General features: G+C 63.3%; 21 protein-coding genes, 1 tRNA gene and 1 pseudogene. 8 read left to right on the top strand and 15 right to left on the bottom strand.

Annotated elements, in window-relative coordinates; all coding sequences use genetic code 11:
• Positions 1 to 5: 5 nt before the first annotated feature.
• The 4 genes and pseudogenes from metG to ACVWW6_RS29120 all read right to left on the bottom strand — a co-directional run bounded on the left by metG (position 6) and on the right by ACVWW6_RS29120 (position 5087).
• Positions 6 to 1983 (bottom strand): annotated as a pseudogene (gene metG / locus ACVWW6_RS29135) (methionine--tRNA ligase).
• 109 nt (positions 1984 to 2092) lie between these two features.
• Positions 2093 to 3139: a DNA polymerase III subunit delta' gene (locus ACVWW6_RS29130; protein ID WP_456681799.1), complete on the bottom strand. Its 1047-nt coding sequence runs from the start codon at positions 3137 to 3139 to the stop codon at positions 2093 to 2095.
• The gene (tmk, locus tag ACVWW6_RS29125) at positions 3136 to 3822 is read right to left on the bottom strand and encodes a dTMP kinase (protein ID WP_028174037.1); all 687 of its coding nucleotides are present in this window, start codon (positions 3820 to 3822) and stop codon (positions 3136 to 3138) included. The genes ACVWW6_RS29130 and tmk overlap by 4 nt, the downstream gene beginning before the upstream one ends.
• Positions 3823 to 3824: 2 nt before the next feature.
• A complete protein-coding gene (locus ACVWW6_RS29120) occupies positions 3825 to 5087 on the bottom strand; it encodes a D-alanyl-D-alanine carboxypeptidase family protein (protein WP_456681798.1) in 1263 nt (420 codons plus the stop codon).
• 152 nt (positions 5088 to 5239) lie between these two features.
• Here ACVWW6_RS29120 and ACVWW6_RS29115 point away from each other — a divergent pair, with 152 nt between their 5' ends.
• A complete protein-coding gene (locus ACVWW6_RS29115; RefSeq protein WP_304553430.1) occupies positions 5240 to 6196 on the top strand; it encodes an alpha/beta fold hydrolase in 957 nt (318 codons plus the stop codon).
• A gap of 138 nt (positions 6197 to 6334) precedes the next feature.
• Here ACVWW6_RS29115 and ACVWW6_RS29110 read toward each other — a convergent pair whose 3' ends face one another.
• Entirely contained in the window at positions 6335 to 7270 is a 936-nt protein-coding gene (locus ACVWW6_RS29110; protein ID WP_456681797.1) for a septal ring lytic transglycosylase RlpA family protein, read from the bottom strand.
• A gap of 801 nt (positions 7271 to 8071) precedes the next feature.
• Here ACVWW6_RS29110 and ACVWW6_RS29105 point away from each other — a divergent pair.
• On the top strand, positions 8072 to 8200 hold the full coding sequence (locus ACVWW6_RS29105; protein WP_256380384.1) for a hypothetical protein: 129 nt from the start codon (positions 8072 to 8074) through the stop codon (positions 8198 to 8200).
• Between the two features lie 33 nt (positions 8201 to 8233).
• Here ACVWW6_RS29105 and ACVWW6_RS29100 read toward each other — a convergent pair whose 3' ends face one another.
• Positions 8234 to 8467 carry a hypothetical protein gene (locus ACVWW6_RS29100; RefSeq protein WP_456683193.1) on the bottom strand — a complete coding sequence of 78 codons (234 nt, stop codon included), beginning with the start codon at positions 8465 to 8467 and terminating at the stop codon, positions 8234 to 8236.
• A gap of 210 nt (positions 8468 to 8677) precedes the next feature.
• On the opposite strand from ACVWW6_RS29100, the gene ACVWW6_RS29095 reads away from it, so the two are divergent.
• The gene (locus ACVWW6_RS29095; RefSeq protein WP_011087294.1) at positions 8678 to 9259 is read left to right on the top strand and encodes a TIGR00645 family protein; all 582 of its coding nucleotides are present in this window, start codon (positions 8678 to 8680) and stop codon (positions 9257 to 9259) included.
• A 118-nt stretch (positions 9260 to 9377) separates the two neighbouring features.
• Here the strand turns inward: ACVWW6_RS29095 and ACVWW6_RS29090 are convergent, their stop codons facing one another.
• A complete protein-coding gene (locus tag ACVWW6_RS29090; protein ID WP_038967566.1) occupies positions 9378 to 9695 on the bottom strand; it encodes a DUF1476 domain-containing protein in 318 nt (105 codons plus the stop codon).
• Between the two features lie 253 nt (positions 9696 to 9948).
• Between ACVWW6_RS29090 and ACVWW6_RS29085 the strand changes: the two genes are divergently transcribed.
• Positions 9949 to 10173: a hypothetical protein gene (locus ACVWW6_RS29085; protein ID WP_060912232.1), complete on the top strand. Its 225-nt coding sequence runs from the start codon at positions 9949 to 9951 to the stop codon at positions 10171 to 10173.
• A 53-nt stretch (positions 10174 to 10226) separates the two neighbouring features.
• Here ACVWW6_RS29085 and ACVWW6_RS29080 read toward each other — a convergent pair whose 3' ends face one another.
• Both ACVWW6_RS29080 and ACVWW6_RS29075 read right to left on the bottom strand, forming a co-directional pair.
• On the bottom strand, positions 10227 to 10418 hold the full coding sequence (locus ACVWW6_RS29080; RefSeq protein WP_028174031.1) for a hypothetical protein: 192 nt from the start codon (positions 10416 to 10418) through the stop codon (positions 10227 to 10229).
• Between the two features lie 337 nt (positions 10419 to 10755).
• Positions 10756 to 11499, bottom strand: coding sequence for a DUF7168 domain-containing protein (locus ACVWW6_RS29075; RefSeq protein ID WP_456681796.1), 744 nt, complete (start codon positions 11497 to 11499; stop codon positions 10756 to 10758).
• Between the two features lie 121 nt (positions 11500 to 11620).
• Between ACVWW6_RS29075 and ACVWW6_RS29070 the strand changes: the two genes are divergently transcribed.
• The gene (locus ACVWW6_RS29070; protein WP_161534942.1) at positions 11621 to 11914 is read left to right on the top strand and encodes a hypothetical protein; all 294 of its coding nucleotides are present in this window, start codon (positions 11621 to 11623) and stop codon (positions 11912 to 11914) included.
• A 71-nt stretch (positions 11915 to 11985) separates the two neighbouring features.
• Here the strand turns inward: ACVWW6_RS29070 and ACVWW6_RS29065 are convergent.
• Both ACVWW6_RS29065 and ACVWW6_RS29060 read right to left on the bottom strand, forming a co-directional pair.
• Positions 11986 to 12075 (bottom strand) — tRNA-Ser (locus ACVWW6_RS29065).
• Positions 12076 to 12356: 281 nt separating this feature from the next.
• Entirely contained in the window at positions 12357 to 12515 is a 159-nt protein-coding gene (locus ACVWW6_RS29060) for a hypothetical protein (protein ID WP_456683258.1), read from the bottom strand.
• Between the two features lie 314 nt (positions 12516 to 12829).
• Here ACVWW6_RS29060 and ACVWW6_RS29055 point away from each other — a divergent pair, with 314 nt between their 5' ends.
• The 3 genes from ACVWW6_RS29055 (at position 12830) to ACVWW6_RS29045 (ending at position 16497) form a co-directional block, all read left to right on the top strand.
• Positions 12830 to 13768 carry a hypothetical protein gene (locus tag ACVWW6_RS29055; protein ID WP_304553441.1) on the top strand — a complete coding sequence of 313 codons (939 nt, stop codon included), beginning with the start codon at positions 12830 to 12832 and terminating at the stop codon, positions 13766 to 13768.
• Between the two features lie 2 nt (positions 13769 to 13770).
• Complete coding sequence (locus tag ACVWW6_RS29050; protein ID WP_456681795.1) at positions 13771 to 15153, top strand: MBOAT family O-acyltransferase; 1383 nt, start codon at positions 13771 to 13773, stop codon at positions 15151 to 15153.
• Between the two features lie 214 nt (positions 15154 to 15367).
• Positions 15368 to 16497 (top strand): IS3-like element ISRj2 family transposase gene (locus ACVWW6_RS29045; RefSeq protein ID WP_456679960.1). Its coding sequence is split into 2 segments (ribosomal slippage): positions 15368 to 15620 and positions 15620 to 16497, totalling 1131 coding nucleotides; the frame shifts between segments, so codons are not numbered across the junction.
• Between the two features lie 500 nt (positions 16498 to 16997).
• On the opposite strand, the gene ACVWW6_RS29040 is transcribed toward ACVWW6_RS29045, so the two are convergent.
• From ACVWW6_RS29040 to ACVWW6_RS29025, 4 genes are all read right to left on the bottom strand, one after another.
• Positions 16998 to 17741, bottom strand: a complete 744-nt coding sequence (locus tag ACVWW6_RS29040; RefSeq protein ID WP_456681794.1) for a hypothetical protein — start codon at positions 17739 to 17741, stop codon at positions 16998 to 17000.
• A 325-nt stretch (positions 17742 to 18066) separates the two neighbouring features.
• Entirely contained in the window at positions 18067 to 18390 is a 324-nt protein-coding gene (locus tag ACVWW6_RS29035; RefSeq protein ID WP_304565067.1) for a hypothetical protein, read from the bottom strand.
• A gap of 234 nt (positions 18391 to 18624) precedes the next feature.
• Complete coding sequence (gene ilvD / locus ACVWW6_RS29030) at positions 18625 to 20475, bottom strand: dihydroxy-acid dehydratase (protein ID WP_456681793.1); 1851 nt, start codon at positions 20473 to 20475, stop codon at positions 18625 to 18627.
• A 197-nt stretch (positions 20476 to 20672) separates the two neighbouring features.
• Positions 20673 to 21542: a VOC family protein gene (locus ACVWW6_RS29025; protein ID WP_456681792.1), complete on the bottom strand. Its 870-nt coding sequence runs from the start codon at positions 21540 to 21542 to the stop codon at positions 20673 to 20675.
• Positions 21543 to 22193: the final 651 nt, after the last annotated feature.

The following is a 22193-nucleotide window of genomic DNA, read 5'->3' as shown; positions in this document are numbered from 1 at the left end:
ACGCCTTAGGCCGCCGGCTCGATGTAGCGCGGGAAGGCCGGCGTCGGCGCGGGCAGCGTCGAGCCGGGCGCGATGCGCTTGGCGCCGCCGAGCGCCGCAAAATTGCGCTCGCCCTCGGGGACACCGAGGCTATCGAGCAGCAATACCGAGGCGGTCGGCATCGCCGGCTGGGCCAGGATCGCAATCTGGCGCACGACCTCGGCGGTGACATAGAGCACCGTCTTCTGCCTGGCAGGATCGGTCTTGGCGAGCGCCCACGGCGCCTCGCCCGCGAAATAGCGGTTGGCTTCCGCGACCACGGCCCATACGGCGTTGAGCCAGTGATGGATCTGCTGCGTCGCCATCGCCTCGCGGCTTGCTGCGATCATGCCGTCGGCCATCGCCAGGATGGCCTTGTCGTTGTCGCTGAACTCACCCGGCTCCGGCAGCACGCCGCCGAGTTGCTTGGCGATCATAGACAGCGAGCGCTGTGCAAGGTTGCCGAGATCGTTGGCGAGATCGGCATTGATGCGCGCGACGATGGCCTCGTGGTTGTAGTTGCCATCCTGGCCGAACGGCACCTCGCGCAGGAAGAAATAGCGCATCTGGTCGACGCCATACTGGTCGGCGAGGTTGAAGGGATCGACGACATTGCCGACCGACTTCGACATCTTCTCGCCCCTGTTAAACAGGAAGCCGTGGGCATAGACCCGCTTCTGCACGGGAATGCCGGCCGACATCAGGAACGCCGGCCAGTACACCGCATGGAAGCGGATGATGTCCTTGCCGATGATGTGCACATCGGCCGGCCAGTAGCGCCAGTTCTTGTCGCTTTCGTCGGGGAAGCCTACCCCGGTGATGTAGTTGGTGAGCGCGTCGACCCAGACATACATCACGTGCTCTTCGTCGCCGGGCACCTTGACGCCCCAGTCGAAGGTGGTGCGCGAGATCGAGAGATCGCGCAGTCCGCCCTTGACGAAGCTCACCACCTCGTTGCGGCGCGAGTCCGGGCCGATGAAAATCGGGATTATCGGTGTACAGCTTGAGCAGCTTCTCCTGATAGGCGGACAGGCGGAAGAAGTAGCTCTTCTCCTCGACCCATTCGACCGGCGTGCCTTGCGGCCCGAGGCGCACGCCGTCGTCGTTCAGGCGCGTCTCGTCTTCGGCGTAGTAGGCTTCGTCGCGCACCGAGTACCAGCCCGCATAGGTGTCGGCATAGATGTCGCCGTTCGCTTCCATGCGCCGCCAGATCTCCTGGGTGGAGCGGTGGTGCTGCTCTTCGGTGGTGCGGATGAAACGGTCGAACGACACGTTGAGCCGCTCGTCCATCGCCTTGAAGCGGGCCGCGTTACGGGCCGCGAGCGCGGACGGGGTCAGGCCCTCGTTCTGCGCGGTCTGAATCATCTTCAGGCCGTGCTCGTCGGTGCCGGTCAGGAAGAACACGTCCTTGCCGTCGAGCCGTGCAAAGCGTGCCAGCGTGTCGGTGGCGATCGCCTCATAGGCGTGGCCGATATGCGGGTTGCCGTTGGGATAGGCGATCGCGGTCGTGATGTAGAAGACGTTGTCGCGCGCGGGGGCCGCTGCGGGCACGGCGGCTTGCGCAGCTGCGACGGGATTCGGCGCGCGGGGCGCCTTGGGTTTCGACACATTGGGCTTCACAGCCTTCGGCGGCGTGGCGACAGGCGTCGGTGCGGCGGTCACGGCAGCCGCAGTCACCTTTGCCTTCTTCGCAGGAGCCTTCTTTGTAGGAGACTTGGCCGGTTGTTTGGCCGCTTTCTTCGCCGCCTTCTTGGCGCCGACCTGCTTCTTCGCAGCCTTCTTGCCGGCCTTCTTTGCCGTCTTCGCAGCGCTCTTCTTCACGCCCTTCTTGGCGGCAGCCTTCTTGGTCTTATTGACCTTCTTGGCAGCTTTGCGCGCGAGCGCCTTCACGGCCTTTTTGGTGGCCTTCTTCGCAGCTTTCTTGCCGCTCTTGCGCTTGACGGATTTTTTAGCTCGCGTTGCCACGACGAATTCCTTTACCGGCTTCTCGAAATTTGGAGACGAACCTGCGTTAGGTTATTGTTTTGAGCATGATCCTCTTGGAAAACCGCTACACACTTTTCCGGATCATGCTCTAGCGCGTTGCGTCCGCCAGCCAGCCGAACACCGAGAAAACCAAGGGCTTTCGCTCCAGATTGTAGGTTTCGGTGTCGCGCGCGGCGCGGACGATCTTTTCCCATACCTCAGCTAGGCGCGCAAGGCGCGGCAGGTTCTGGTTGGCATTGGCCTCATCCGCGTGCAGCCGTTCCGCGATCCAGCGGTCGATGCCGTCGATGAAGGCCGCAAGCGCGACGCGGTCGCTGGTGCCGAGCGAATCGCCGAGCGTGTGCAATTCGCGCGGATCGACCTGTGGCAACCGCGCCAGCAGCGCCGCCGTGCGCTGCTGGAGTTTCAGCGCATCGCCCCCGAGCAGCGTCAGCGCCCGCGCGACGCTGCCCTCGGAAGCCTCCGCCGCCTCGCGCAACGCCAGGTCGGTCGGAGCGAGGCCGGCCGCTTCGGCGGCAGCACCGATCACCTCGTCCGTTCCGAGCGGCCGCAGGCGCAGCTTGCGACAGCGCGACTGAATTGTGGCGAGCACGCGCGCGGGCGCGTGGCTCACCAGCAGGAACAGCGATTGCTGCGGCGGTTCCTCCAAGATCTTCAGAAGCGCGTTAGCCGCATTCGGATTGAGCTCGTCGACCGTATCGACGATGCAGACGCGCCAGCCTTCGGCTGCTGCCGTCGAGCCGAAGAACGAGATCGTCTCGCGCGTCTCATCCACGGTGATCACGGTGCGCATCACGCCGCGGTCGTTCGCCGTGCGCTCCAGTGTCAGCAGCCCGCCATGGGACTCCGCGGCGACCTGGCGCGCCACGGCGTCATCAGGGTCGACTGCCAGGCTCTCGGCGCGCTGTACGACGTCCGCCAGCGGCTGGCCGTGCGCCAGCACGAAGCGCGCCATGCGGTAGGCCAGCGTCGCCTTGCCGATCCCCTGCGGCCCGCCGATCAGCCAGGCATGCGGGATGCGCCCGCTGCGATAGGCCGACAGCAGCGCCGTCTCGGCTTCGCGATGGCCGAACAGACGGCTGGTCTCGCGCGGATGCGGAATGGCGCTCTCGCGCTCTGCCTGACGCGGGCTCATACCGACACCACCGAGGCCGGCGTCGGAAGGAGACGATCGCGCAGTGCGTTCCAGACGCGGCCTGCAACCGTATCCGGATCGGAATTGGCGTCGATCAGCACGCAGCGCGCGGGCTCGTCCGCGGCGATCTTGCGATAGGCCTCGCGCAGGCCCTGGTGGAAGCTGAGCTGCTCGCCCTCGAACCTGTCAGGCGTGCCACTGCCGCGACGGGCGGCGGCGCGCTGGAGGCCGATCTCGACCGGCAGGTCGAGGATGATGGTGAGGTCCGGCTTGAGATCGCCGATCGTAACGCGCTGCATCGCGTTGATCAGACCGGGAGAAACGCTGCCGAGGCTGCCCTGATAGGCGCGCGTCGAGTCGGCGAAGCGGTCGCACAGCACCCAAATGCCCTGCTTGAGCGCGGGCTCGATCACGGTGTGGACATGGTCATCGCGCGCGGCCGCGAACAGCAGCGTCTCGGCTTCGGGGCCGAGCAGCTTGCCCATGCCCGACAGCACCAAATGGCGCATGATCTCGGCACCCGGCGAGCCGCCCGGCTCGCGCGTCACAAGGGTGCGCATCCTTGCTGCCTTGAGGCGGTCGGCGAGCTTCTTGATCTGGGTGGACTTGCCAGTCCCCTCGCCGCCCTCAAAGGTGATGAAGCGTCCGCGTCCGGACGGCCGCTGTACCGCACTGTCACTCATGGTCAGAGCTTCTCGGCGCCTGCGCGGAACATGCCGATCACGAGCTCGCTGGCGCCGTCGATGGCGCGACGCATCGTCGAGCCGGTGCCGACCGCTTCAGCCGCATAGACCGGCGTCTCCACCGCGATGTTGCCGCTGCGCCAGACCTTCACCACACCGACCTTCTGGCCGGCTTCGACCGGGGCCCGCACCGGGCCACTATAGACGACGCGCGCGATCAGCTTGTCGCTGCCGTTCTTGTGCACCATCACCTTCACGGGCGTCTTGGCGACCAGCTTCACCGAGCGGCTCTCGCCGCCGAACACCTTGGCGTAGCCGACAGGCTGGTCGGCCGCGATCAGCGTGCGGGTCTCGAAATTGCGAAAGCCCCATTCCAGCATCTTCTTGGCTTCGGTGGCGCGATCCTCGGGGTCTTCGAGCCCGTTGACGACGACGATCAGCCGCGTGCCATTCTGCACGGCCGAGCCGACCATGCCATAGCCGCCCTCCTTGGTGTAGCCGGTCTTGAGGCCGTCGGCGCCTTCCATCGAGTTGAGCAGCGGATTGCGGTTGGGCTGCCGGATCTTGTTCCAGGTGTACTCTTTCTCGCCGAACAGTTTGTAGAACTCCGGAAAGTCCAGGATGATGTGGCGGGCGAGGATGCCGAGCTCGCGCACCGTCATCTTGTTGCCGGGGTCGGGCAGACCGTTGGAGTTGCCGAAGGTCGACTTGGTCATGCCGAGCTCGCGGGCTCGCTTGGTCATGAAGTCGGCGGCAAAGATGCGCTCATTGCCCGCCATGGCCTCGGCCAGCGCAATGCAGGCGTCGTTGCCGCTCTGGATGATCGCGCCATGCAGGAGATCGTCGACCGAGACCTTGCTGTTGATGGCGGCGAACATGGTCGAGCCGCCCGACGGCGCCCCGCCCCTGCGCCAGGCGTTCTCGCTGATCCGGTATTCGTCGGTCAGCTTGATGTCGCCCTTCTGGATGGCGTTGAAGACGACCTCCGCCGTCATCAGCTTCATCATGCTGGACGGCGCGCGCAGCTCGTCGGCGTTCTTCTCGAACAGCACGCTGCCGCTGGAGGCCTCGATCAGGATCGCGGTGGGGGCATCGCCGTCAAAGCCGGTATCTTCCGCCTTCTTGGCGCCCTGGATGCTTTGGTTGGCGGCGTAGAGCACGCCGCACCAGCCGAGGCTCGCGAGCAGCAGTCCGGCAACAAGCGCGCGCACCAGCATGCCGCAGGTGAAGCGGCTGCGACGGAGCGAAATGAGACGAAATGCCATGGCCAAGCCCTGAGAGCGGCGTTCTAACAGTTGGAACCGGCGCGAACAACATGAGGCAGGTGCCGGAACCCGAGATTGCACGATTCTCGTCACGCCCCTATCGTGGCACCTCATATTTCTCGACCAAACCCCTGAAACAAGGCGGAAAAGCGATGTCTTCCACCCGCGTGATCAAGGCCAACGGGATCGACCTGTTCATCCGCGAGGCCGGCCAGGGACCGCTGGTCGTGCTGTGCCATGGCTGGCCGGAATTGTCCTATTCCTGGCGCCACCAGATCTCGGCGCTGGCGGCCGCCGGGTTTCACGTCGTCGCCCCCGACATGCGCGGCTACGGCCAGAGCGCGGCGCCGGCCGACGTGAGCGCCTATTCGATCTTCGACACGGTCGGTGACATCGTCGGCCTCGTGCAGGCGCTTGGCGAAAGCAAGGCCATGGTAGTCGGCCACGATTGGGGGGCGCCGGTCGCCTGGCACGCGGCGCTGTTCCGCCCCGACATCTTCACGGCGGTGGCCGGCCTGAGCGTGCCGCCGCCATTCCGCGGCCGCGGCAAGCCGCTCGACCTGCTGCGTCAGGGCGGCGTGACCAACTTCTACTGGCAGTATTTCCAGGTGCCCGGCGTCGCCGAAGTCGAGCTCGAGCGCGACGTCGCCCGCACCATGCGCATCGTGCTCGGCGGACGCGGCCTCGCCGATCCCTCCGCGGCCATGTTCGTGCAGGAGGGTAAGGGCTTTCTCGGCCACGCGACTGCCGATGAGCCGCTACCGGACTGGCTGAGCGAGGCCGACCTCGCCTACTTCACCGAGACATTCCGCAAATCCGGCTTCCGCGGCGGGCTGAACTGGTATCGCAACCTCGACCGCAACTGGGAGCTGACGGCGCCCTGGCAGGATGCGCAGATCCACCAGCCGTCCCTCTTCATTGCCGGTTCGAAAGACGCCGTCATTACAGGCCTGATCGGCGCCAAGCGCGTCAACGAACTCGAGCGCGTGCTGCCAAATCTCACACGAAAACTGATCATCGAAGGCGCCGGCCATTGGGTGCAGCAGGAGCGGCCCGACGAGGTCAACGCTGCGCTCGTGAAATTCCTGCGCGAAGCGTCGGCGCGCTAGCCGATGTCCTTCTTCATTGCGATGTGAGCGGCGCCCGCCTGCTCCGTCTCGGCGAATCCGCGCCGAAGGTAAAACCGGCGCGAATCCTGTTCTAGGCGTTAGCCAGCGACGTCAGAACCGCTCGGTGATTGTCCGGGTTTAGTAGAGGCCGCGGCCGCTCAGGATGCTGCGGGCCTCGGCGGCGCCGTCGGAGGCATAGGCGGCCGAGGGCGCGCTCTCGGTGGCGTAGCGGCCGTCCTCGTCATAGGACACGGCGCGCGCGTTCTGGAGCGGCCGGCCCCGGCTGCGGCTCGAGGCCGACATTTCCGAGGTCGAATTGAGCGAGGCCATGTCGGCCGTGCTATTGCCGAGACTGTAGGGCCGCCCCTCCGGCATCGGAACCTCGCCGCGGATGGCGCCACGGTTCGACGAGGGCAGCTCCGGCACGAATGGCCTTGCCGAGGCGACCCGGACCATCGAAGGCGACGGCGCCGGGATCCCGGTGCGCAGGGTCGCCATCAGCTGGCGGTCGTCGGAACCTTCCAGCGGCGCCCGGCCGACATATTCGACGCGGACCTTGGCGACGCCATTGCCTTTGAATTCAAGGAGTTCGGCGGCTTTGTTCGAGACGTCGATGAGCCGGTTGCCGTGATAGGGGCCGCGGTCATTAACGCGGACGATCAGTGACTTGCCGTTCGAGATGTTGGTCACCCGGGCATAGGACGGCATCGGCAGGGTCGGATGCGCCGCCGTCAGCGAGGCCATGTCGAACACCTCGCCATTGGCGGTCAGGCGGCCATGGAAATCGTCGCCGTACCAGGACGCCATGCCCTCGGCACGATAGTTGACGTCCTCCTCCGGCACATAGGTCCGGCCGGCGACGACGTAGGGCTTGCCGACGCGGTAGGTGCCGCCGCCCTTGGGGACCGGATCACCCAAAGCCACGACCCGGGGGCTCGAGGACACGCCATATTTCGGGTCGACGCGGCTGGCGAATTTGTTGGAGGACGCGCAATTGGCGAGCGCGAGGCAGGTCGCGGCCGCCGCAACACCACGCGCGGCCCGCAATACCGAATCTGACCGTCGGATCCCCATTCGCCCCAAATACCATTTCGCCGGAGGCGTACCCACCCCGCTTCGACGGGGAGCGCTGTCCGGTCCTTTGCTCCGAGGCGGCCCACCACCGCTTCGGACGTCGTGACGATATCGCAACCCGAACACGGCGGAAATGGGGAGCCCGCGGCGATCGCGCGGAGATGGTAAACGGCGCGTTCGCTTTCCCCCGTTCATCTACGGAGCACAGGCACCTGCTCGGTGCCACTCCTGGACATTCTGTTGCGCTAAATCCTCACTCCACCCCCATTGTCGCGCCACTCACTGGAATTCTTTTGACTGTGCAAGGCCGCACGCGTTCTCTCGCATGCAAGGGCGGGATTTGGAATTTAACGATGATCGAGACGGTTTCGGCACTGATGGGTCTGGTAAGCGCGGGGATCTTCCTGGCCCATGCGTTTGAAGGTTACCGTACGAGGGCCTGAGGCACTCGCGCGGGCGGCAAGCATCACCTCTTTCAAGACGGCACGTTCGGGCAATTTCAAGCGATCCGATCGAGCATCGCAGACGAGAGCGGCAGGTGTCCAATGCGTAACCATGACCTCGTATCCGATGGCTTCCTGGCATTGACCGCAGGCGGTCTGGTGCTGTTGTGCTCGAGCCTGGTGGCGTTGGCCTTCGGCTGATCACAGCCCCCCTTTCCCGGCGTTTCCGACCACGACCGTACGGCCCCGCAACACGGGTGTTTGTCCCGGAATTGTCCCGCTCCCGTTTAGTTGATTGAATTTCCGCGTTCGGCGCCTCGACTCATTTCAAGAGGCCATCACCAACGAAGGTGACGCAATGCTTGCCGAGAAATTCTTCCTGGTCCTGGAATCGCTGATCCGCGGCGGCCGGACCTATCCGGACGGAAGTCCAAGGGTCATCAGCACCTCCCCGCATATCCCGGTGAAGCTGCCCGACCGGAAATAGGCCGGATCGTTTTCGCGCTCCGTCGCGCGCCGCTCAGCGCAGGCCGAGCAGCGAGCGACGATAGAAGCCGTCGCGGGCCTCGCCGAGGCAAACGAAGCTGCCGTCAAAACCCTGGCCGTATCGCTTCTGGCCCCTGGCGTAGTAGACGCCCTTCCTGAAATCCAGCCAGACCACCTTGTCATGCGGACAATGGCGCTGCGCTTGCGCCTCGTAGCGAAACGGCGTCAACGGCGTAGCCGACACCTCGCCCCCGCCAAGCATCATCATCGCCGCAACAAGCGCGATCCTCCCGGGCCCACTGCCAAAGCCGCTCCGCACGTCCCGCCTCCCGCGATCCAGGCCGTCGCGACGGCCGCCCGGCACGGTAGCACGAAACGGCACGATCCCTGGAAGGCTGCAAGCGCACCGCGCGTCTTCCGCCGGCCATCTTGTCGGGCTACGTGAAAGCGATCATCTCGATGCGAGGATGCTGCCTGAATGTCGGTTGAGCCTGCCCCCACGACCGAAGCCCGCCCGCCCTCGCCGCGCCTCGGCCTGCTGCCGATGATCATCTTCGGCTCGCGCTGGCTGCAACTGCCGCTCTATCTCGGACTGATCGTGGCGCAATGCGTCTACATCGCGCTGTTCCTCAAGGAGCTCTGGCATCTGTCCTGGCACGCCCTCGATCTCACCGAACAGCAGATCATGATGAGCGTGCTGGCGCTGATCGACGTCGTGATGATCTCCAACCTGCTGGTGATGGTCATCGTCGGCGGCTACGAGACGTTCGTTTCGCGGCTCGATCTCCAGGGCCATCCCGACGAGCCGGAATGGCTCGGCCACGTCAATGCGAGCGTCCTGAAGATCAAGCTCGCCATGGCAATCATCGGCATCTCCTCGATCGCGCTGCTGCGCACCTTCATCGAGGCCGGCAATCTCGGCTCGAACCGCGCCGGCTTCACCGAGACCGGCGTGATGTGGCAGGTGCTGATCCACATCACCTTCATCGTCTCGGCGCTCGGCATCGCCTATGTCGACAAGCTCAGCGATTCCGGAATGCGCAACAAGCATGCCGAGTAGGACCAGCCCGCTCACCTTGCGTCCCACCGCCTGGCAGAGGGGCAATTCTCTCACGGCCTCGGCGGCGAGCCCATCGAGATCGCCCACATGGTGCTGTGAGCGCCTAACTGCGCGGCGCTCACTCTTTGGCTTCGAGTTGCTGAATGGCCTGATGCAGGCATTCCTGGAACTTCGCGGCGACCTGCTCGCGCGCCACCCCCTTGGCGGCGAGATCGCCTGACACCTTGTCCAGGACCTCGTCCATCGTCCGGCTCTCCAGATGGTCCGTCGCCAGCGCCGTGGAATAGCTCTTGGCGGCATCGCCGCTGAGCCCGAGCTGGCCGGCGGCCCAGAGCCCGAGCAGCTTGTTCGACCGGGCCGTGGCCTTGAATATGAGCTCCTCGTCGTGGGCGAATTTGGCTTCAAAGCCCTGCTCGCGCTTGTCGAACGTGGTCATGGTCAGCTCCATTGCGTTTTCGCTGCTGCGGATCGGACTGGCTGGGAGCGAACGTCTCCGTCTTTCACGTCAGTTGAGGATCATTTGAATCTTCCGGCGGAAGCCAAACGCCGTCAAGCCCGCCGCTTGCGGCAGGCCCGGCCATCACGGCAGCCGGCCAGCTCCGCGCCAGCCAGACCGGCTACAGGAAAGCGTTTACTCTTTGTTAAGTGGACTCAGCGCCGCATAGCCCGGGGACATCGAGAGCTGACGCATGAACAGAGAGCTGCGGGAGTTTCGACGGCTTGAACGGGTCTGCCTGGAGCAGGCCGCCCTCTCCACCATGGACCTTGCACGACACGGACTGCTCAAGGTCGCCGACGATTGCCGCATCGCAGCCGAAGCGATCGAGGCCCAATCGCCCCGCGGGGCATTGGCAGGCGCCGTCCAGGCGCTCAAGCTCGCCTTCAGCACGACGCGCACGCCGCAACGGCACTAGGTCCGGCCCGGCTGGAATACATCCGGAGGTTCTGGCGCGGCGACCGCGTTCGGTCAGTCCTTTGCCGTCGCTGCTTCGCGTGCGAGCCGCTCGGCCCGCAGCCGTTCCTTGTTGGCGTAGAACTGCTTCTGCGCCTCCTCGTGGTCGCGCATGGCCTTTTCAGCCTCGATCCGGCGTGCCGCATCGCGCGCCTGACGCTGTTCGGGGGTCAAGGGTTTGCGTCGGAAGGAAAGATCTTCGGTCATGGCAAGACAACGCGGACGCAGCGAAAGAGTTCCCCGAACCGAACCGGAAGCCCTGCCGCAACCGAATAAAGAAACGAAATATCAGATAGTTAGAGGCGCCATCGAGAGCCGGCTCGACCTATTTCTTTGCGCGCGCCGGCTTGACGCCGACGAGCGGGCATTTCGGCGCGGCCCGCTGGAATTTTCGAAAACAACCCCATGCACAGTAGCCAATGCGTTTGGGATCAACAGCTTGGGCGTCCCACCCCCGCAAGGCCCTTTGGCACGTCGGGCAAAACAGGAGTATACTGCTATTATTCCGAAATACATCGGCGCATCGTCCCTTGCCCCGATGCGTTCAGCTTCCTTTGGGAGCGGTCCGTGACTGCGACTCGCCAAGGCCGGGATTGATGGCCAGCGACCCGCCCGCGGCGCCGCCGGCTTCATAGGCCGCCATCGACACCATCCGGCCGGTGCTGCGCTGGGTCCGGAGCTTGAGGTCGAGCTTGTCGAATTCCGCATCGACCACCGAGGTCTTGAGCACGACCAGCCCGCGACCGGTGCTTTCGTTGACCTGATCGCGACCGGCCTTGATCGCCTGCAGCCTGTCCGCGATTGACGCCACCATGCCGAGCGCGAAGGAGGCATTGGCCAGATGCCGCTCCTGGTGCCGGAACCTGCTGTAGTCGACCGAGGTCTTGAAGCGACCAAGCTCGGCGCGCACGGCGCCGTCGATCAATTCCGCCAGATAATGCGCGACCTCGACATCCGCGCCGAGACCAAAGAACACATAGCTGCTCTCGCCGGCCGCATTCTTCTCGCGCCAGACCCGACAATCGCAGAAATGAGCGATCGCGCCGATGCAATCGTCCAGAGGAATTCGCTTCTTGCGATGGGTCTCAAAGACCCTCCGTTCGCACGGCGACGCCCGCAGGTCGACGTCGGAGAGCGACAAATCGTGGCGATCCAGCAGCTCGGCGACCTTGGCGGCGGCCGACAGCGCCTCTTCCTCGGTGCAGCCATTGGCGATCGTCTTGGCGCGCAACGCCTGGATGCGAAGCTTGAGCTTGTCGAGCGCGGCCGGATTGGACGTCTGGTTCACCGATTACCTGCCCGGGAAAGCCCGACCGATCGTATGGCGGAAGGGGTGTCTGTCAAACCGCGCCCATTGATGCCGCAATCGGCGCGATGTTATGCTCGTCGCAGAACCGGGGGTTTTCTCGATGCGCAAAATCGCCGTCGCTGTCATGTTTGCTCTGATCGCACCGACCGCATTGGCGCAGGACCATGTTCCAATGTATGGCGAACAGTCCCAGGACAAGACGGAGACGCAGAAGGCGGACGACATTCGGGCTGAGCGCGCCTATCAACGCTCCCTCGGCAACGTTCCTGACCAAAAGGCCGTAGATCCGTGGGGAACTGCCCGCGGCGACGAAGCGTCGAAGAAGCTGGCCGCACCGCCTAAATCAGTAGTGAAACATTCGTCCAAGGCCAAGAGCGGCAGCACCCCCAACTAACGAATTTTAAAGGAGGCCCGCCGGCGTGAACCGGCCGCCCGAAGTTCGGCCCTACACATTTCGGTCGAAACTGGCGGAAGGGGTGGGATTCGAACCCACGGTACCCTTGCAGGCACGCCGGTTTTCAAGACCGGTGCCTTAAACCACTCGGCCACCCTTCCAAACCCGGAATGGCTGTCGCTTAACGTAGTCGACGGCGCAAGGCAACGCGAAGTTGGCCCCTCGTCCCCCTCGGCCGCCCTGATCTGTCAGGCGAGCGTCAGCCTGTTCCCTTAGCCTGGGTTTCTCAGCAATCCCGGACACTGGCGACATCTCCCAGGGCGTCGCTGGTTGCGAGGCCCGGTTTGGAGTCGCCTCCGTTTCCGGGCCTCGTTTGCTGCCCCCAAAGCAAAACGGCGCCCCGTGAGGAGCGCCGCATGGAATTGTTCGTCGCTGCCTTGGCTCAGTAGCCGCAGGACGCGCAGCCCATCTGCACCGGGGCGTAATAGGAATAGCCGGGCGAGACCATCTCGACGCGCCGACGCGTAGCGTATTGCGGCGGGATGTGCTCGTACCGGACGCTACGGGCGACCAGGAGCGGGCCGCCGCCTTCCGCCACCATCGAACCGCGGCGCGGGCCAGAGTCAAATTATCAATCCCTTGGGCTCCGGAACGCCGGCGAACTTACTGCGAGTCGTGGGTGTGGAAGGTGGTTCAAGCTCCCTTGCGAGTCGCTGGCCCCGCCTGGGTCCCTTTAAGGACATCTCGCTCAAGGACGCGCGGCTCGCATGTGCTCCCGCAACTGCGGCCAAAGTGTTATGGACAGAAGCAACTTTTACGAGTAGTCACCCCTGATTGCAGTCGGGGGTCATTGCCTTGTTAAGGTTGCTAGGCGGCATAAGCTGGCGCCGCTATATCGCGTTTGGCGCTGTGAGTATGGCTTTCGGGCTTCTTCTCGCATTCACGATCTCGGCCGTCCTAGATCCGTTCGGACGCCTCCGACTTAGCGAGGGCGATCAGATCGGATTCATCGAAGAACGACCGGTGATGGTATCCCGCGCGCTCAACCCTCAATTCAACTCCGCGATCATCGGTAACTCTTCCTCCATGCCGTTGATGCCTGCATCTCTGAGCGCATCGACCGGCCAGAGGTTTGTGTCTCTCTCGATTTCCGGCACTGCAGCTCCCGCTTCAATTGCAACAATGTCGTTCTTCTTGGCTCAGCATCCTGACACCAAGATGATTGTCGCAGCGTTGCTTCCGGAGACATGGTGCGGAGCCGATTTCCAGGAGCATCGGCCCTTCCCGTATTGGCTCTACTCATCAATGTCGCGCTACCTAATCGGCCTTGCCGGCGAAACGTCCTTCAAGCTGTTCAAAACGATATCTTCGAACCGCCGATCGGTGAAAGCCGACGGATATCAGCCGTGGATAGCAATTGACGGCTATCACCCATTTATCGGGCCATTTGTCCATTACGACATCGACACGGTGCGGGCGATCCTAAGTGGTAATGCGAGACCAGAGAAATCCTCCAATTCGACGGGCCGTTTCCCGGCAATCCAGCGTCTCGTAGATGTCGTCGGCCGCTCATCGCCAGCTTTCTTTGTACTCGTTTGGACACCGCGCTACGTTAGCTACACTCCGCGGCCAGGCAGCGACGCCGACAAAACAGACCGTGATTGTAAGAGCACTCTAGTGCAGTCAACGTCAGGCCTTCGGCATATCAGGGTGCTCGACTGGTCTAGCGAAGATCGTTCAGAAAATCACGATGTCGCAAACTTCTACGATGCCATTCACTATCGACGCGCCTATGCGGCACTTATTGAGGACAGCATCAGGGACGCTATACCGACCGAACTCAAAGGGCCCTGAACTTGCTGTTTAATTCGTTCGGCTATCTCGCCGTCTTTCTTCCTGCGGCTTGGCTCGTCTATTTCGCGTGCTGCAGCTGGTTGCCCAACTGGCGGCTCGGCACTCTACTCGCGTTATCAATCGTCTTCTATGGTTATTGGGATCCGCGCTTTATCCCTCTGATCGCTCTGTCCATCGTGATTAACTGGCTCGCTGCGTGCTGGTTTGTCCGCACATCCCAATCCTGGATCATCTATAGCGCGATCTGCGCCAACCTCTTGGCGCTCGCGGTGTTCAAATATCTAAACTTTCTGCTCGGCCTTCTGCCTATTCGATGGGCCGCCCCTCAGTTTGATATAGCGCTGCCGCTCGGAATCTCCTTCTTCACCTTCCATCACGTCATGTATCTGACGGACCTGCGGCGGAAGCTTGCGCCACAATATACGTTGATCGAGTATGGACTCTACATTGCATTTTTCCCGCAGGTACTTGCTGGGCCGCTGGTTCGCTGGCGCGAGGTCATGCATCAACTCGCAAGACCTTTTTCGGGCGACGATGCACAATGGAAGCGCGCAGCAAGCGGGCTGATGCTGATCATTCTTGGCCTTTGCCAGAAGACCATGCTTGGTGACAACCTTGCCGTAATCGCCGATCCGGTCTTCAAGGCGGCAGAGACTTCGCCTGTTACACCCATCGATTCTTGGATCGCTACTCTAGCCTTCACTTTCCAGATATTCTTTGACTTCTCGGGCTATACCGACATGGCGATCGGATCGGCTCTGCTGTTTGGCATCAAACTGCCGCAGAACTTCGACGCTCCTTATCGCGCAACCACGCTGCAGGACTTTTGGCGACGATGGCACATGACGCTGTCTCGCTTTTTGCGTGACTATTTATACATTCCACTCGGTGGCAATCGGCATGGTCTCGTTGTCCAGCTCTGGGCTCTTCTCGCGACTATGACGCTCGGCGGTCTATGGCATGGCGCCGGCCTAACCTTCGTCGCCTGGGGCATTCTGCATGGCGCAGGACTTGGAATAGACCTTCTTTGGCGACGGTCCAAATTGCCCATGCCAGCAATAATCTGTTGGCCATTGACCTTTCTGTTTGTTGTTTTCGGCTGGGTGCTATTCAGGGCTCAGCATTTTGATTCGGCGATACACATCTACCAGGCGTTGATCTGGAGCAGGAGCGCAGGCACCGATGGTCATCTCGACCTTAAATTGTCCGCGATCGTCATCTGCATTGCCGCAGCGCTAGCTCTAGTGCTTCCCAACACGTCCGATCTGGTATCCCGGGTTCAATCGAAGCCGGTGTACGCGGTCGCCTTTGGTCTTCTCGCCGCCTGCGCGGTGCTATCACTGAACGCCAGCGAGAGCTTCGAATTCATCTACTTCCGCTTCTAACTTTAGAACACTGCGTCTCAATAGGTCGTTCCCGTCACGTTGCCGATGGCACTGCAGCTTTCACTCTTCCTTATCGCGATCGCTGTCGTGGCCAGCCTAATCTACACTGGCCTAGAGGCACCGATCAGAGCTGGCCCCGCAAATTCGGACAGTAGCTTGAGTGGATTTTCTGCCTGACAGCGGCGAGGATTCTTGCTGCGAATCAGGAGCGAAGATGACGAAGAAGAGCCGCCGGACGCATTCTCCGGCATTCAAGGCGAAGGTTGCTTTGGCTGCGGTCAAAGGCGACAAGACCCTGGCGGAGCTGGCGCAACTGTTTGATGTTCATCCGAACCAGATCACGATCTGGAAAAACCAGCTCCTGGAAGGCGCCGCCGGCGTGTTTGGGCATGACAAGACATCGGCCGAGACGCCGGTCGATTTGAAGGCGTTACATGCCAAGATCGGCGAGCTGGCGTTGGAAAACGATTTTTTGTCCGGCGCGCTCACCAAGGCGGGCCTGCTGAGCGCAAAGCGATGATCGACCGCGGTCATGATCTTTCTATCGTGCGCCAGGCGAAGGTCCTGAAGCTGGCTCGCAGCACGGTCTACTATGAACCTCGGCCAGTTTCGGCCGAGGACCTTGCCTTGATGCGTCGGCTCGATGAGCTGCATCTTGATTATCCCTTCGCGGGAGCGCGTATGCTGCGATCGTTGCTGCGGCGGGAGGGGGTATACGCCGGTCGCCGCCACATCGCGACGCTGATGAAGCGCATGGGGATCGAGGCGGTCTATCGTCGCCCGAACACGAGCAAGCCGGCTCCGGGTCACAAGATCTACCCGTACCTGTTGCGCGGATTGAAGATCGACCGGCCCGACCATGCGTGGGCAATGGACATCACCTACATTCCGATGCGGCGTGGCTTCGTCTATCTCGCGGCGGTCGTCGATGTGTTCAGCCGACGGGTCCTGGCCCATCGCGTCTCGATCACAATGGAGGCGGCCTTCTGCGTCGAAGCGGTCCAGGAGGCGTTGGCGAAGCACGGCAGGCCCGAGATTTTCAACACGGATCAGGGCAGCCAGTTCACCAGCCTCGAGTTCACCGATGTGCTGCTGGACGCGAAGATCGCCATCAGCATGGACGGCAAGGGCGCCTGGCGCGACAACGTGTTTGTCGAGCGGCTCTGGCGCACGGTCAAATACGAAGAAGTTTATCTCCGCGCCTACGACAGCGTGTCCGAGGCGCGAGCGTCAATTGCCAAGTATCTGGCCTTCTACAATCAGGGACGCCCTCACTCGAGCCTTGACGGGCGCACGCCCGACGAGGCTTACTTCGGCACGCAAGCTATGGTGATGGCCGCATGACCGTCGCCGACGATTTTGTCGTCGCTCTGGTCGGGCTACGCCCTCCCGACGCAACGACAAAATCGTAAAGCCCCGCGTTCAGCATAACCCGGCAGGAATCCACTTAAATCCAGCGGGGCGCTGTCCAAACAACCGGGGCCAGCTCTATCCTCGCAGCCGGCGGGCGTCTGATCGGCCGCATGGGCCGCATCAGCACTACATCGACGAACTCGCGCGCATGGAGAGGCTGTGCCGCGGTATGGCGGAAGCGAGCAGGGTGCCAGGCGAGGCCATTGCCCTGCTTGAACTGGCTGAAGACTACGGTCGAGAGGCTGCCAAAAGGACCGTGGTTAGGGCCGTAGATCGCACGCGACGCATCCGGAAAAGGCGCGCAATATCAGCAAGGTTGACAGGACACCCCCTCTTCCGCGAGTACCGAGGCATTCCGTCCTTCTCCGGCCCCACGGCGAAATCAGAGGCCGCCCGGACCGACCGATTGCTTCCGCCGGTCGAACGGCACCTCAACGCAGCCGCAGGTGCGCGCTGATCTCTGCATCCAGCACGAGGTCATCGCGTGCGCCGAGCAACCAAAGTTCGTCCGCCTCGACCCGCAGCAACGTGCGTGACCACCAGCGCTCGATCATCGCCGCCAGGATTGCGGCCTCGTCAGAATCGAGATCGTCCATCAGATTCCAGAGTCCGACCACGTAGAGGTCCGTTGTCGGGCGACCGAGCACGCGCTGGACGGTATGGAAGAGATTCACGCCATCGCGCTGCTCGGGGTAGACCCGCAGATAGAGACGTCCCCGGTTCACATTTCCGGAGAACAGCCCTCGGACCTCGACCCTGATGGGGCCGAGCCCGGCCAGAGCCACGTGACAGGCAGGTTCGATGGCCGGCGGCTCGGAGCCGAGGCCACCGCAGATGGTTGCATGCAGGCGCTCCCGCCGCCTGTCCATCACGTGCCATGCCACCTTGCGAGCAAAGCGAGCCCTCCGCAGTTCCGCATCGAGCGCCTGAAAAGCCGGGGAGGCTTCGAGTGCATCGGCTGAGACGGGCAGCACCACCGAGTAAGCCGTCGGGTGACGTCCCATGTCGTAGGAGGTGCCATCCTTCGCTGCGATCACGCGAGGATCGTGAGGGGCGACCAAAGGCAGATGCGCCAAACGGTAGGGATCGTCGAGCATCATGCCTTGACCGGGAGCGAAACGCGTCCGGCTGCGCTCGTAGGCAAGTGCGTCGTCACTGCAAAATATGTCCGCCATGCTTCCTCTCGCGATCGCCGACCATGGCAGGGGCGGTCAGGCGCATCCAGCTTCTGTCATGGCCCCCTTCTCATCGAAAGCTCGTTCCGCGCAGCACGGAAACGAATGGGCAAGATTATATCCGGCGGTCTGTCAGGCGAGCGTCAGCCTATTCCCTTAGGCTGTATTCCTCAGCAATCCCGGACACTGGCGACATCTCCCAGGACGTCGCTGGTTGCGAGGCCCGGTTGGAGTAGCCTCCATGTCCGGGCCTCGTTTGCTGATGCGCAAAAGAAAACGCGGCGCCCGATGGGAACGCCGCGCCAAACGTTCTCGCCGCCTCGGCTCAGTAGCCGCAGGACGCGCAGCCCATCTGCACCGGGGCGTAATAGGAATAGCCGGGCGAGACCATCTCGACGCGCTGGCGCGTTGCGTATTGCGGCGGGATGCGCTCGTACTGGACGCCGGGCGGGGCGACCATCACAGTCTGCGGCACCATCACGGTGCGGTACTGCGCGGGCGTGCGGTGCGCGACGGTTGCGCCGGGCGACACCATCACGGTCTCATCGACGGTGCGGTATTGCGGCTGCACGTATTGCTGCTGATAGCAGGTCTGGCACGGCGGCGGCGTGTAGCAATTGTAGCAACCGGCGGAGGCCGCGCCCGTCATGGAAATCGCGGCGACGATTGTTGAGAAAACGACAGCAAGAGTACGAGACATTGTGGTGGTGCCCCAGTTGCCCGAAATGGATTTGCGAAGGTCGCAGCAGTATACGCGGCAAAATCCTAAGCTGCCGAACTTCGTTGAGGCATCCTTAATGCGAACGGCCGGCTTTCGCCGGCCATTCAGGACTTATTGACCATGCGCGACCGCGGCACTCGCGATCGCGCGCGCAAGCCGCGCTCAGTTCGAGCGGCGCTTCACTTCGCGCACCGCGCCGCGCGCGGCGCTGGTGGTGAGCGCAGCGTAAGCCTGGAGCGCGGTGGAGACGTTGCGCTTGCGGCCCGTCGCCTGCCAGGCGGCGTCCCCCTTCGCCTCTTCCGACGCGCGGCGCTTGGCGAGCTCCTCGTCGGAAACCTCCAGCGTGATGCTGCGGTTCGGAATGTCGATCGCGATAAGGTCGCCGGTCCGCACCAGGCCGATGTTGCCGCCCTCGGCGGCTTCCGGCGACAGATGTCCGATCGACAGGCCGGACGAGCCGCCCGAGAAGCGTCCGTCGGTGACGAGCGCGCAGGCTTTGCCGAGGCCCATCGATTTCAGATAGCTGGTCGGATACAGCATTTCCTGCATGCCGGGGCCGCCGCGCGGGCCTTCGTAGATGATGACCACGACCTCACCGGCGACGACCTTGCCGCCCAAAATGCCGTCGACGGCCGCGTCCTGGCTCTCGAACACGCGCGCCGGGCCGGAGAATTTCAGGATCGAGGCGTCGACGCCGGCAGTCTTCACGATGCAGCCGTCCTGGGCGAGGTTGCCGTAGAGCACGGCGAGACCGCCATCCTTGCTGAAGGCGTGCTCAAGATCGCGCACCACGCCCTTCTCGCGATCGGCATCGAGCTCGTCGTAGCGACGCTCCTGGCTGAAGGCGACTTGCGTCGGGATGCCACCGGGCGAAGCGCGATAGAAGGTGCGAACCGCCTCGCTCTTGGAGCGCTTGATGTCCCAACGCTCCAGCGCGTCAGCCATGGTCGGCGCATGCACGGTCGAGACCGACGTATCGATCAGGCCGGCGCGATCGAGCTCGCCGAGAATGCCCATGATGCCGCCGGCGCGGTGCACGTCCTCGACATGGACGTCGGCAACCGACGGCGCGACCTTGCAGAGCACGGGAACGCGGCGCGACAGTCGGTCGATATCCTTCATGGTGAACGCGACCTGCCCTTCGTGAGCCGCCGCAAGCAGATGCAGCACGGTGTTGGTCGAGCCGCCCATCGCGATGTCGAGCGTCATCGCGTTCTCGAACGCCTTGAAGTTCGCGACGTTGCGCGGCAGCACCGAGGCATCGTCCTGCTCGTAATAGCGGCGGACGAGATCGACGATGGTATGGCCGGCCTCGACGAACAGCCGCTTGCGGTCGGCATGGGTCGCGACCACCGAGCCGTTGCCGGGCAGCGCGAGGCCGAGCGCTTCGGTCAGGCAGTTCATCGAATTCGCGGTGAACATGCCCGAGCAGGAGCCGCAGGTCGGGCACGCCCAGCGCTCGATCACCTTGACGTCTTCGTCGCTGACCTTGGAGTCCGCCGCGGCAACCATGGCGTCGATGAGGTCGACGGCCTTGGTCTTGCCCTGGAGCTTGACCTTGCCGGCCTCCATCGGCCCGCCCGAGACGAACACGGCGGGGATGTTGAGCCGCAGCGCCGCCATCAGCATGCCGGGCGTGATCTTGTCGCAATTGGAGATGCAGACGAGGCCGTCGGCGCAATGGGCGTTGGCCATGTACTCGACGCTGTCGGCGATCAGCTCGCGCGACGGCAGGCTGTAGAGCATGCCGTCATGGCCCATTGCGATACCGTCATCGACCGCGATGGTGTTGAATTCCTTGGCGACGCCGCCGGCCTGCTCGATCTCGCGGGCGACGAGCTGGCCGAGGTCCTTGAGATGGACATGGCCGGGCACGAACTGGGTGAAGGAGTTGACGACCGCGATGATCGGCTTGCCGAAGTCCGCGTCCTTCATGCCGGTCGCGCGCCAGAGGCCGCGGGCACCCGCCATGTTGCGGCCGTGGGTGGTGGTGCGGGAGCGATAGGCTGGCATGGCGGTTTCCGTCCTCGGTTTGGCTGGCCGGCGGGAAAATGGAAGCCGCCTCAGGCCTTTCCGGCCGGATAGCGCACGGGGTCGGCTGGCGCAACGGGAACTTGGGCCGGACAGGGCCGGATCGGTCTTTCGCAGGCCTCCCCTGCTCCCGGCGCGGCCTATTTGAAGGACGCGTCGGCGCCGGGCAGACGCTGTAGCTAGCGCTTCGGCTTGGGCAGCACAATTCTCCCCTGTGAGGCAACGTCGCCCCACTTGGCGGACCACCCGACTTCCGAGGCCGAGGATGGCTCGATGCCTGCCTGACCTCGGGCCCCCTGCAGTGCAAACAGGGCGCCCTGGGGATCGACACATCGTGCGATCCAGCAGCCATCGGGCAATTCGATCGGACCCTGGAGGATCCGGCCTCCACCGGCATTCACCTGCTTAGTCGCAGCGCCGATGTCGTCGACATTGAAGTAATGCAGCCAGCATGGCTGCGCTACGCTCGGAAGTTTCGTCAGCATGCCGCCGACCGTTTGTCCGTCCGCCGAAAACAATTGATACCAGTCCGCTGGATCGGCTTGAGCGTCGGCCTTCTGCCAACCAAATAATGCTCTGTAGAAATCGAAGATCACGGTCCGGTCGCCGGCCAATAGCTCGTGCCAACCGACGCGCCCCGGCTCGTCCAGCCCGCCCGGCTTCGATCGGCCATGTGTCGGTTCCTCGATCAGACCGAACGTCGCCTTCTGCGGATCGGCAACGACTGCTATTCGGCCAATGTTGGTGTCGGTCGGCGGCACAAAGATCGTGCCTCCGAGACGCCTGATCTTCGCGGCGGTCCCGTCCAGGTCATCGACGGCGACGTAACCCATCCATCTCGGCGTTGCCCCCAATCTCCGCCCCTCGTCCGGGATATCCAAAAGTCCGCCGACCGGAACGCTGCCGCTGCGAACCACCGTGTAAGCCAGCTTCGGAGTCGACTCATCCTTCAAACCCCAGCCGACGGCCTTGCGATAAAATGCGCCTGCTGCCGCGACATCCGTGGTCAGGAGTTCGTACCAAGCGAAACGTCCGAGTTGATCTGCCACGCCGATCTCTCCGTTCAAGCCTGGGTGCGATTGCGGCACCGCACCAAGCTGCACTCCGTGCGCGCCCGCCATGTACGTGGATTAGTGATGCCCTGTGTCAACGGGTCGAGCCGATGCTGTTCATGAAGATGAATACACTTTGAACGTGCGGCGCCACGCTTTTGGGCGCGCAATTGTTGCCTGCCTTATTTTCCGGGCGTAGAGTTAGCGCGGCTGGGATGCTTCTTGCAATGCACGGAGGTTCGACCATGCGGCAGGCGAAGCGATCTTCTAAAACGAAGAAGCGAGTAACCAAAGTCGCCGTGCCTGCGTTCGGGGCGGCAGGCCTGACTTTTTCGCTAGCGGGAGGCGCATCGGCATCGGCCGTGCCGGCACCCGACGTACAGCATATGCCGAACCTTGTACCGGGTCAGGCAATCACGCTCGATGAAGAGGAAATGGCCGACGTTAGCCTCGCCACCTTCCATCTCTTCGACAAGGAAAACGTCGGTAGCCGCGTGCAGTTGGCATGGCGCGGATGCGGTGGTTGCCGCGGCTGCAGAGGCTGTCGAGGTTGCCGCGGTTGCCGATGTGGCGTCGGTTGCCGGTGTGCTGGATGTGCTGTTGGTGTTGTAGGGTGCGCCGTATCATGCGCGGGTTGCTGCGCATCGT

It is taken from the genome of Bradyrhizobium sp. USDA 3311 (assembly GCF_054062495.1).
Note: the sequence above shows the minus strand (reverse complement) of the source record. Positions and strands in the feature narration are given on the sequence as shown.